This window comes from Enterobacter sp. A103 (assembly GCF_034427535.1).
In the GTDB taxonomy this organism is placed as follows: domain Bacteria; phylum Pseudomonadota; class Gammaproteobacteria; order Enterobacterales; family Enterobacteriaceae; genus Enterobacter; species Enterobacter asburiae_B.
This window is the reverse complement of sequence record NZ_JAXQPQ010000017.1, coordinates 21055-29256: the sequence shown is the minus strand read 5'-3', so window position 1 is coordinate 29256 and position 8202 is coordinate 21055. Positions and strand designations below refer to the sequence as shown.

Below are 8202 nucleotides of genomic sequence, written 5' to 3'. Positions count from 1 at the left end.
CGGTACCATCGAACTGCCAGAAGGCGTTGAGATGGTAATGCCAGGCGACAACATCAAGATGGTTGTGACTCTGATCCACCCAATCGCGATGGACGACGGTCTGCGTTTCGCAATCCGTGAAGGTGGCCGTACCGTTGGCGCGGGCGTGGTTGCTAAAGTTCTCGGCTAATCGCTGATAACATTTGACGCAATGCGCATGAAAAGGGCATCATTTGATGCCCTTTTTGCACGCTTTCACATCAGAACCTGGCTCATCAGTGATTATTTTTGTCATAATCATTGCTGAGACAGGCTCTGCAGAGAGCGTATAATCCATAAAGGGATTAGCGTTTCGATTTGGCTCGCCTCGCAATCGCGGGGTGAAATTATTTGTAGAATTCTTCTGACAGGTTGGTTTATGAGTGCGAATACCGAAGCTCAAGGGAGCGGGCGCGGCCTGGAAGCGATGAAGTGGGTCGCTGTTGCCGTGCTGCTGATTGTGGCAATCGTTGGCAACTATCTTTATCGTGACATGATGCTGCCGCTCCGCGCGCTGGCAGTGGTGATTCTGATTGCTGCAGCGGGCGGTGTCGCGCTGTTGACGACTAAGGGTAAAGCAACCGTTGCTTTCGCTCGCGAAGCACGTACCGAAGTCCGCAAGGTCATTTGGCCGACTCGCCAGGAAACATTGCACACCACGCTGATCGTGGCTGCAGTGACTGCGGTAATGTCACTGATCCTGTGGGGACTGGATGGTATTCTGGTTCGCCTGGTTTCCTTTATTACTGGCCTGAGGTTCTAAGATGTCTGAAGCCCCTAAAAAGCGTTGGTACGTCGTTCAGGCGTTTTCCGGTTTTGAAGGCCGCGTAGCAACGTCGCTGCGTGAGCATATCAAATTACACAACATGGAAGAGTTATTTGGCGAAGTTATGGTTCCGACCGAAGAAGTGGTTGAGATCCGTGGCGGCCAACGTCGCAAAAGCGAGCGTAAATTCTTCCCGGGTTACGTGCTGGTTCAGATGGTGATGAACGACGCGAGCTGGCACCTGGTGCGCAGCGTACCGCGCGTGATGGGCTTTATCGGCGGCACGTCTGACCGTCCGGCGCCAATCAGCGACAAAGAAGTTGATGCGATTATGAACCGCCTGCAGCAGGTGGGTGATAAGCCGCGTCCGAAAACGCTGTTTGAACCGGGTGAAATGGTTCGTGTTAGCGACGGTCCGTTTGCTGACTTTAACGGTGTGGTTGAAGAAGTGGACTACGAGAAGTCCCGCCTGAAAGTTTCTGTTTCTATCTTCGGTCGTGCGACCCCGGTAGAACTGGACTTTGCGCAGGTCGAAAAAGCCTAAGCAGCGATCAAAAAAGCGGCGATTTAATCGTTGCACAGGGCGCGAGATTGGAATACAATTTCGCGCCTTTTGTTTTTATGGGCCCGGCCCGTAAAACGAATTTTATTCACGGGGAGCCTCCCTGAGGCGCTATCACCCAATCAGAGGATTTTACAATGGCTAAGAAAGTACAAGCCTACGTCAAGCTGCAGGTTGCAGCTGGTATGGCGAACCCAAGTCCACCAGTTGGTCCAGCTCTGGGTCAGCAGGGTGTGAACATCATGGAATTCTGTAAAGCGTTCAACGCCAAAACCGAATCCCTGGAAAAAGGTCTGCCAATCCCAGTCGTAATCACTGTTTACGCTGACCGTTCTTTCACTTTCGTTACCAAAACCCCTCCAGCAGCTGTTCTGCTGAAGAAAGCGGCTGGTATCAAGTCTGGTTCCGGTAAACCGAACAAAGACAAAGTGGGTAAAATTTCCCGCGCTCAGCTGCAGGAAATCGCGCAGACCAAAGCTGCCGACATGACTGGTGCCGACATTGAAGCGATGACTCGCTCAATCGAAGGTACTGCACGTTCCATGGGCCTGGTAGTGGAGGACTAAGAAATGGCTAAACTGACCAAGCGCATGTCCGTGATCCGTGACAAAGTTGATGCGACCAAACAGTACGACATCAACGAAGCTATCGCTCTGCTGAAAGAACTGGCAACTGCTAAGTTCGTTGAAAGCGTTGACGTTGCCGTTAACCTCGGCATCGACGCGCGTAAATCCGATCAGAACGTTCGTGGCGCAACTGTACTGCCACACGGTACTGGCCGTTCCGTTCGCGTAGCTGTATTTGCTCAGGGTGCAAACGCTGAAGCTGCTAAAGCTGCCGGCGCTGAACTGGTAGGTATGGAAGATCTGGCTGATCAGATCAAGAAAGGCGAAATGAACTTTGACGTTGTTATTGCTTCTCCAGATGCAATGCGCGTTGTTGGCCAGCTGGGCCAGGTTCTGGGTCCACGCGGCCTGATGCCTAACCCGAAAGTCGGTACTGTAACTCCTAACGTTGCTGAAGCGGTTAAGAACGCTAAAGCAGGTCAGGTTCGTTATCGTAACGACAAAAACGGCATCATCCACACCACCATCGGTAAAGTGGACTTTGACGCTGACAAACTGAAAGAAAACCTGGAAGCTCTGCTGGTTGCGCTGAAAAAAGCAAAACCAACTCAGGCGAAAGGCGTGTACATCAAGAAAGTTAGCATCTCCACCACCATGGGTGCAGGTGTTGCAGTTGACCAGGCTGGCCTGAGCGCTGCTGCAAACTAATGCCTTTACGTGGGCGGTGATTTTGTCTACAATCTTACCCCCACGTTTGCTAACGAAAGTTAGCGGCTAAAAGATTTGTTCGTTGGAGCCTGGCCTAATCCAGGCCTCCGTCGAAGACCGCAGGTGTTTCGCAAGAGACTTAATCCCCTGCGTAGACGGTGACAGAACGCTAAGATTATTTTTGGATACTCTGGCTTGTTTCTGCTCACCGTATTAAGACGCTCTTTCCGTTTGGGAGAGTGAAGTGAGTTCCGGAACATGAGTTCCGGCAAACATCCAGGAGCAAAGCTAATGGCTTTAAATCTTCAAGACAAACAAGCGATTGTTGCTGAAGTCAGCGAAGTAGCCAAAGGCGCGCTGTCTGCAGTAGTTGCGGATTCCCGTGGCGTTACTGTAGACAAAATGACTGAACTGCGTAAAGCAGGTCGTGAAGCTGGCGTATACATGCGTGTTGTTCGTAACACCCTGCTGCGTCGCGTAGTTGAAGGTACTCAGTTCGAGTGCCTGAAAGACACGTTTGTTGGTCCGACCCTGATTGCATACTCTATGGAACACCCGGGCGCTGCTGCTCGTCTGTTCAAAGAGTTCGCGAAAGCGAATGCAAAATTTGAGGTCAAAGCTGCAGCCTTTGAAGGTGAGTTGATCCCGGCATCGCAAATCGATCGCCTGGCAACCCTGCCGACCTACGAAGAAGCAATTGCACGCCTGATGGCAACCATGAAAGAAGCTTCGGCTGGCAAACTGGTTCGCACTCTGGCTGCTGTTCGCGATGCGAAAGAAGCTGCTTAATCGCAGTTATCTTTATAAAGCATTTGCTTACGTATAAACTTATTCTGATTTTCAGGAACAATTTAAATGTCTATCACTAAAGATCAAATCATTGAAGCAGTTGCAGCTATGTCCGTAATGGACGTTGTAGAACTGATTTCTGCAATGGAAGAAAAATTCGGTGTTTCTGCTGCTGCTGCTGTAGCTGTAGCTGCGGGCCCGGCTGAAGCTGCTGAAGAAAAAACTGAATTCGACGTAATTCTGAAAGCTGCTGGCGCTAACAAAGTTGCTGTTATCAAAGCAGTACGTGGCGCAACTGGCCTGGGTCTGAAAGAAGCTAAAGACCTGGTAGAATCTGCTCCAGCTGCGCTGAAAGAAGGCGTGAGCAAAGACGACGCAGAAGCACTGAAAAAATCTCTGGAAGAAGCTGGCGCTGAAGTTGAAGTTAAATAAGCCAACTTTTCTGGTTGCAGCCTGAGTAATTAGGCTGATGGCTGGTGACTTTTTAGTCACCAGCCTTTTTGCGCTGTAAGGCATCAGTAGCATTTCACACTGTTTGACTGCTGATTGTCCTGACAATGCATGTTTCTATCGACGACTTAATATATTGCGACAGGGTGCTCGCTCTGTGTAAATCGCGACGAAATGATTTAAGCGTGATAGCAACAGGTATTGCGGAAAGTATTCAATTTTCCGGTCCACAAAATGGTGTTGCACAAACTGTCCCTTCGTCGGACAGATGGGTCGACTTGTCAGCGAGCTGAGGAACCCTATGGTTTACTCCTATACCGAGAAAAAACGTATTCGTAAGGATTTTGGTAAACGTCCACAAGTTCTGGACATTCCATATCTCCTTTCTATCCAGCTTGACTCGTTCCAGAAGTTTATCGAGCAAGATCCTGAAGGGCAGTACGGTCTGGAAGCAGCCTTCCGCTCCGTGTTCCCGATTCAGAGCTACAGCGGTAACTCCGAGCTGCAGTACGTCAGCTACCGCCTTGGCGAACCGGTGTTTGACGTTCAGGAATGTCAGATCCGTGGCGTGACCTATTCCGCACCGCTGCGCGTAAAACTGCGTCTGGTGATCTACGAGCGCGAAGCGCCGGAAGGCACCGTAAAAGACATTAAAGAACAAGAAGTCTACATGGGTGAAATTCCACTCATGACAGACAACGGTACTTTCGTTATCAACGGTACTGAGCGTGTTATCGTTTCCCAGCTGCACCGTAGCCCGGGCGTCTTCTTCGACAGCGATAAAGGTAAAACACACTCTTCCGGTAAAGTACTGTATAACGCACGCATCATTCCTTACCGTGGTTCATGGCTGGACTTCGAGTTCGATCCGAAAGACAACCTGTTTGTCCGTATCGACCGTCGTCGTAAGCTGCCTGCAACCATCATTCTGCGTGCGCTGCAATACACCACTGAACAGATCCTGGACCTGTTCTTTGAGAAAGTGATCTTTGAAATCCGCGACAACAAGCTGCAGATGGAGCTGGTGCCGGAACGTCTGCGTGGCGAGACCGCGTCGTTCGACATCGAAGCCGACGGCAAAGTGTATGTGGAAAAAGGTCGTCGTATCACCGCGCGCCACATCCGCCAGCTGGAAAAAGATGATATCAAACTCATCGAAGTTCCGGTTGAGTACATTGCAGGAAAAGTAGCCGCGAAAGATTACGTTGACGAGTCAACGGGTGAGCTGATCTGCCCAGCGAACATGGAGCTGAGCCTGGATCTGCTGGCTAAGCTGAGCCAGTCTGGCCACAAACGTATCGAAACGCTGTTCACCAACGATCTGGACCACGGCGCGTATATCTCTGAGACTATTCGCGTCGACCCAACCACCGATCGTCTGAGCGCGCTGGTCGAAATCTACCGCATGATGCGTCCTGGTGAGCCACCAACTCGCGAAGCGGCGGAAAGCCTGTTCGAGAACCTGTTCTTCTCCGAAGACCGCTACGATCTGTCCGCGGTTGGTCGTATGAAGTTCAACCGTTCTCTGCTGCGCGACGAAATCGAAGGTTCCGGTATCCTGAGCAAAGACGACATCATCGAAGTGATGAAGAAGCTCATCGATATCCGTAACGGTAAAGGCGAAGTGGACGATATCGACCACCTCGGCAACCGTCGTATCCGTTCCGTAGGCGAAATGGCGGAAAACCAATTCCGCGTTGGCCTGGTACGTGTAGAGCGTGCGGTGAAAGAGCGTCTGTCTCTGGGCGATCTGGATACCCTGATGCCTCAGGATATGATCAACGCCAAGCCGATTTCTGCAGCAGTGAAAGAGTTCTTCGGTTCAAGCCAGCTGTCTCAGTTCATGGACCAGAACAACCCGCTGTCTGAGATTACGCACAAACGTCGTATCTCTGCACTCGGCCCAGGCGGTCTGACCCGTGAACGCGCAGGCTTTGAAGTTCGAGACGTACACCCGACGCACTACGGTCGCGTATGTCCAATCGAAACGCCTGAAGGTCCAAACATCGGTCTGATCAACTCCCTGTCCGTGTACGCACAGACTAACGAATACGGTTTCCTCGAGACCCCGTACCGTAAAGTGACCGACGGTGTTGTAACCGACGAAATTCACTACCTGTCTGCTATCGAAGAAGGCAACTACGTTATCGCTCAGGCGAACTCCAACCTGGATGACGAAGGCCACTTTGTAGAAGATCTGGTTACCTGCCGTAGCAAAGGCGAATCCAGCTTGTTCAGCCGCGACCAGGTTGACTACATGGACGTATCCACCCAGCAGGTGGTATCCGTCGGTGCGTCCCTGATCCCGTTCCTGGAACACGATGACGCCAACCGTGCATTGATGGGTGCGAACATGCAACGTCAGGCCGTTCCAACTCTGCGCGCTGATAAGCCGCTGGTTGGTACCGGTATGGAACGTGCTGTTGCCGTTGACTCCGGTGTTACTGCAGTTGCTAAACGTGGCGGTACTGTTCAGTACGTCGATGCATCCCGTATCGTTATCAAAGTTAACGAAGACGAGATGTATCCGGGCGAAGCTGGTATCGACATTTATAACCTGACCAAATACACCCGTTCTAACCAGAACACCTGTATCAACCAGATGCCTTGCGTATCTCTGGGTGAGCCAGTTGAGCGCGGCGACGTGCTGGCAGACGGTCCGTCCACCGACCTCGGTGAACTGGCGCTCGGTCAGAACATGCGCGTAGCGTTCATGCCGTGGAACGGTTACAACTTCGAAGACTCCATCCTCGTCTCCGAGCGTGTGGTTCAGGAAGATCGTTTCACCACCATCCACATTCAGGAACTGGCATGTGTGTCCCGTGACACCAAGCTGGGGCCAGAAGAGATCACCGCTGACATCCCTAACGTGGGTGAAGCTGCGCTCTCCAAACTGGATGAATCCGGTATCGTTTACATCGGTGCGGAAGTGACCGGCGGCGACATTCTGGTTGGTAAGGTTACACCGAAAGGTGAAACCCAGCTGACGCCAGAAGAGAAACTGCTGCGTGCAATCTTCGGTGAGAAAGCGTCTGACGTTAAAGACTCTTCTCTGCGCGTACCAAACGGTGTTTCCGGTACGGTTATCGACGTTCAGGTCTTCACCCGTGACGGCGTTGAGAAAGATAAGCGTGCGCTGGAAATCGAAGAGATGCAGCTCAAACAGGCTAAGAAAGACCTGTCTGAAGAACTGCAGATCCTCGAAGCGGGTCTGTTCAGCCGTATCTATGCGGTGCTGGTTGCCGGTGGCGTTGAAGCTGAGAAGCTCGACAAACTGCCACGCGATCGCTGGCTGGAACTGGGCCTGACCGACGAAGAGAAACAAAATCAGCTGGAACAGCTGGCTGAGCAGTATGACGAACTGAAACACGAGTTCGAGAAAAAACTCGAAGCGAAACGCCGCAAAATCACTCAGGGCGACGATCTGGCACCAGGCGTGCTGAAGATTGTTAAGGTGTATCTGGCCGTTAAGCGTCAGATCCAGCCTGGTGATAAGATGGCAGGTCGTCACGGTAACAAGGGTGTTATCTCTAAGATCAACCCGATCGAAGATATGCCGCACGATGCTAACGGTACGCCGGTAGATATCGTACTGAACCCGCTGGGCGTACCGTCTCGTATGAACATCGGTCAGATCCTGGAAACTCACCTGGGTATGGCTGCGAAAGGTATTGGCGACAAGATTAACGCCATGCTGAAGCAGCAGGAAGAAGTCGCGAAACTGCGTGAATTCATCCAGCGTGCCTACGATCTGGGTACCGACGTGCGTCAGAAAGTCGACCTGAATACCTTCAGCGATGAAGAAGTGCTGCGTCTGGCTGAGAACCTGAAAAAAGGTATGCCAATCGCAACGCCGGTCTTCGATGGTGCGAAAGAAGCTGAAATTAAAGAGCTGCTGCAACTGGGTGGTCTGCCAACGTCTGGTCAGATTACGCTGTTTGACGGCCGTACCGGTGAACAGTTCGAGCGTCCGGTAACCGTAGGTTACATGTACATGCTGAAACTGAACCACCTGGTCGACGACAAGATGCACGCTCGTTCTACCGGTTCTTACAGCCTGGTTACTCAGCAGCCGCTGGGTGGTAAGGCGCAGTTCGGTGGTCAGCGCTTCGGGGAGATGGAAGTGTGGGCGCTGGAAGCATACGGCGCGGCATACACCCTGCAGGAAATGCTCACCGTTAAGTCTGATGACGTGAACGGTCGTACCAAGATGTATAAAAACATCGTGGACGGCAACCATCAGATGGAGCCGGGCATGCCAGAATCCTTCAACGTACTGTTGAAAGAGATTCGTTCGCTGGGTATCAACATCGAACTGGAAGACGAGTAATTCTCGCTCAAAC

At 51.8% G+C, this 8202-nt stretch carries 7 protein-coding genes and 1 pseudogene; all 8 read left to right on the top strand.

What is annotated here, in order from left to right:
- Positions 1–169, top strand: a pseudogene (gene tuf, locus SPH27_RS22265) (elongation factor Tu); the annotation flags it as partial.
- 228 nt (positions 170–397) lie between these two features.
- Entirely contained in the window at positions 398–781 is a 384-nt protein-coding gene (gene secE, locus SPH27_RS22260) for a preprotein translocase subunit SecE (RefSeq protein ID WP_014068449.1), read from the top strand.
- 1 nt (position 782) lies between these two features.
- Entirely contained in the window at positions 783–1328 is a 546-nt protein-coding gene (gene nusG / locus SPH27_RS22255; protein WP_002438628.1) for a transcription termination/antitermination protein NusG, read from the top strand.
- 155 nt (positions 1329–1483) lie between these two features.
- Positions 1484–1912 carry a 50S ribosomal protein L11 gene (gene rplK, locus SPH27_RS22250; RefSeq protein ID WP_008503452.1) on the top strand — a complete coding sequence of 143 codons (429 nt, stop codon included), beginning with the start codon at positions 1484–1486 and terminating at the stop codon, positions 1910–1912.
- Between the two features lie 3 nt (positions 1913–1915).
- Positions 1916–2620, top strand: coding sequence for a 50S ribosomal protein L1 (gene rplA / locus SPH27_RS22245; RefSeq protein ID WP_006810530.1), 705 nt, complete (start codon positions 1916–1918; stop codon positions 2618–2620).
- A 291-nt stretch (positions 2621–2911) separates the two neighbouring features.
- A complete protein-coding gene (gene rplJ, locus SPH27_RS22240) occupies positions 2912–3409 on the top strand; it encodes a 50S ribosomal protein L10 (RefSeq protein ID WP_001207203.1) in 498 nt (165 codons plus the stop codon).
- A 66-nt stretch (positions 3410–3475) separates the two neighbouring features.
- A complete protein-coding gene (rplL, locus tag SPH27_RS22235) occupies positions 3476–3841 on the top strand; it encodes a 50S ribosomal protein L7/L12 (protein WP_006176746.1) in 366 nt (121 codons plus the stop codon).
- A gap of 319 nt (positions 3842–4160) precedes the next feature.
- Positions 4161–8189: a DNA-directed RNA polymerase subunit beta gene (rpoB, locus tag SPH27_RS22230; protein ID WP_023334099.1), complete on the top strand. Its 4029-nt coding sequence runs from the start codon at positions 4161–4163 to the stop codon at positions 8187–8189.
- Positions 8190–8202: the final 13 nt, after the last annotated feature.

Coding starts and splice junctions, on each gene's coding strand:
- secE (WP_014068449.1), top strand. CDS start 398: ATGAGTGCGAATACCGAAGCTCAAGGGAGCGGGCGCGGCCTGGAAGCG.
- nusG (WP_002438628.1), top strand. CDS start 783: ATGTCTGAAGCCCCTAAAAAGCGTTGGTACGTCGTTCAGGCGTTTTCC.
- rplK (WP_008503452.1), top strand. CDS start 1,484: ATGGCTAAGAAAGTACAAGCCTACGTCAAGCTGCAGGTTGCAGCTGGT.
- rplA (WP_006810530.1), top strand. CDS start 1,916: ATGGCTAAACTGACCAAGCGCATGTCCGTGATCCGTGACAAAGTTGAT.
- rplJ (WP_001207203.1), top strand. CDS start 2,912: ATGGCTTTAAATCTTCAAGACAAACAAGCGATTGTTGCTGAAGTCAGC.
- rplL (WP_006176746.1), top strand. CDS start 3,476: ATGTCTATCACTAAAGATCAAATCATTGAAGCAGTTGCAGCTATGTCC.
- rpoB (WP_023334099.1), top strand. CDS start 4,161: ATGGTTTACTCCTATACCGAGAAAAAACGTATTCGTAAGGATTTTGGT.